This is a genomic window from bacterium endosymbiont of Bathymodiolus sp. 5 South, assembly GCF_900128535.1.
GTDB lineage: Bacteria > Pseudomonadota > Gammaproteobacteria > PS1 > Pseudothioglobaceae > Thiodubiliella.
Map to the genome: position 1 here is coordinate 1 of NZ_FQTR01000174.1, position 3,227 is coordinate 3,227.

The 3,227-nt window shown below is 40.2% G+C and carries 1 protein-coding gene; it reads left to right on the forward strand.

The window, feature by feature from the left end; genetic code table 11:
- Positions 1-3,227, forward strand: a 3,227-nt coding sequence (locus BBROOKSOX_RS09675) for a C80 family cysteine peptidase (RefSeq protein WP_139661464.1), incomplete at both ends; no start/stop codon positions are given.

Genomic DNA, 3,227 nt, shown 5'->3' on the forward strand with positions numbered 1-3,227 from the left:
GCTTGCCCTTAAACACCCAGCACAAACCACCATCGTACAAATGCAAAAAGATGGCACTTACCGAGTGGTTTACGGCACTGACCTTGATAAAATAACAGGCAGAGTTAAATTGTCCGTGGTAGGTTACGGCAGAAAAACACAAGAGGGAGGCGACACACTAGGCGGCAGAAGTGCTACTGAGTTAAGCGCCAATATCACCAAACTCAATCAAGCATTAACAGACGATGCAACAATAAGACATATCAGTTTAGTCGGTTGCAACCTAGACAACCCAACTGATAATAGCACCAGTACTTACGCCGCACAAACACTACAAAATCTCAAGGAAATAGGGGTTACCAGCACCAGTGCCAGAAGCGATTATGTTGCCATCGGCCCAGACGGCAGAAAACTCACCTCAAGCACAGGTACAGATGCATGGAAACACAAAGACAGCAAAGCCAAAACACACTATAGTTTTAACGAACTTACTGGCGAAGTGGAGAGCCGAGTTTACAACAGCGAAGGCACTTTAGTAAGATACAACGGCAAGCATTTAGGTGACAACAATTCACAATATCAAACCAATATAGTCCTGCAACTCTCAGATAATGAGACCGTTAAAAATGCCACAAATGCCCTAACCAAAAAACACCCAGACAACAGTTATATTGCCAAAATAGACGACAACGGCAAACTCACAGTTTATGATTTAAACGGCAACGAAGTCAACCTTAATGTCAATGGCAAATACCGTATCAATGTAGTGGCTCACGGATCTGAAATGACAGCCATAGGCGCTGAACAACTCGCTGCCCATATCACCAACTTACAAACAAAACTTAGAATAGAACAAACAGAGCAAGGTCGTATTGCCTTAGTAGGTTGTGAAACAGACAAACCCTCCTCAAGTGGCACTGCAGCTGCAATTACCTCTTTAGCACAATTAGTTGCAAAAAGATTGTATGACAGTGGAAATGGCACCATCAACGCCGAAGTAACCGGCAGAACAACACAAATAGAAGTCAATGCTGATGGCACCAAAACCATGCTAACAGGAGGCACCAAGACCGTTTATAGCTGGGATACAGATAAAGGAGGAATGAGTCAAAAAACTGAAACGGTTAAAAGCCACAGTGGGGTGTTAAAGAATCCATTGATCAATCTTAATGAAGAAATCCAAAGATTGGAAGAGTTGCTTAAATCTACATCTGAAAAGCAAAGTAAGCATTCTGATCTTTTATCTAGAACTCTTTATGCTTTTCGTGCTTTTCATGAAGTACGGGAGTATGAATTGGGCTTCTATCATTCTGATTTAAAGGCATTCAAGTTAAATTTTGATGAGCATTTAAGAACAAACCCAAATTCAGAAATTATAGGAGAATTAAACAGGATAAATGTTGTTTTGCAAGATTTTATTACTGACATTGAAGCTCAAGACTTGAGAAGAACAGAACAGTCCGTGCAACAGTCCGTACTACTTGTGCGTGAAAAATACGAAGCAACTAAAGTGCTGGAAGTTGGTGATAAAGTTATAGAATTAAAGAGGATACGTGGGTGGTTATTGAGTCTTTCAAGTCGCAGTTCTGAAATGCATGAACAATTAGAACAAGACATAGCTATAGAACATGAGATTCAAGTGGCTAAGGAGTCTCAAACTGAACTTGAACAATGGGATACAAGCGAAATAAGACAGGGTCGCACTACAGATCCATTTGTAGGATACAAACGCCAAGTTATTATAATGACAGAAAATGACCCCGACATAATTCAAAGTACATCATACTTGGCAGAAAAATATCCAGACAATACAACCATTGTCCGTATGGATAAAAATGGTAATTACAAAGTTGTATACGGACTTAAATTAAATGAAATACCAAAAGGTGATATTAAGGTTGTGATCAATGCACATGGTAATCCAGGAGGCATTAGGAACAGAAGCATTGAGGAAATTGCCGAACATATTAGTATTATAGATCGGGCTGTTGGCAAGGATTCTGGCGTGAGGAAAGTCAGTTTGGTTGCCTGTAGTTTAGGGGGTGACTATGTAAAAATACTTCTACCTGAGTTGCGAAAAAAAGGGGTAAGTAACACCAAAGTAAGTGTCAGACTTGTTCCTGTAATAGTTGATGCGGATGGCAGAAAAATTATGTCAAATTCAGTAGAAGGCATTTCTGGAAAATATCGCTCCAACGCCCTTAAAAAAACTTACGCATTTAATGAAAAAGGTGAAATAATCCCTGTGGATTCTTATACAGACGAGCATTATGATGTTAGTCTTTCTATTGATAAAGATGGCAGTCCAAAAATAGAACGCATTTACGGCAATAAACGCCTGAGTGAATTAAAGGGCCCATTAAAAGTTTTTGTTAAAGCCGAAAGTTTTAGTGAAACTGAACAAATGTTACATCAGTTTAAAGATGTACTACCTTCAGGTGCCTCCATAGCACACCTCAGCATCAAAACACCAAAAGATAACGACTGGTTTGCTCAGGGTAATGTGTTGCAACAAACGCAAAATTTAGATAGCCTTGGTGGACGCCTTAATGCAAGTGTTGTGGTGTACTCTGACTCTGAAGACGCTCAAGTATCGTTAGCTGCTCGCAATAGAGATTCTGGGGTAAGAATAGTTAAGGGTGATACACGCTTTATCAAAGATCCTCTTATGTCAAAAAATGTAATGGTAATTCTAGAACACGGAGGATTAGAGTCAAGCCAACAATACTTAATATTCCGAGGTGATGATTTTGATGCTGGCATTCGTGTCAGAATTTTGCATAGTGATGAAGATCATCCTACGACAAGGGGGACTTTGGAAAACTTAGACCTTATATCTCAAGTTACCCAGCAACCTATTAGAAATATAACTATTTCAGCGTCTACTACAGAAAATCTCAGTCATTATCAAGAACTGGTTGAAGCACTGTCTAACAAATATAAAGTTAATGTTGAAGTACGGGTGAAAATAGCAGGGGGTAAATCCGTAGAATGGCTATCAAAAACACCCCAAGACTCAGATGTGATTGTGCGTACTCCTCCACACCTAGCCGAAACCCAACCCCACAACGACAAAAAACTCCAAGACTGGGACACCCCAAACCAAGAACAAATCAACAAACTAAAAGCAGAATCCCAAAAAACCAAGCCCCAATTAGCCAACCACGACCACCAAGTCCTAATCCAAACCGAACCCGATGACAATGTCAAAGACAGCACCCTTAAACTTGCCCTAAAACACCCAGCAC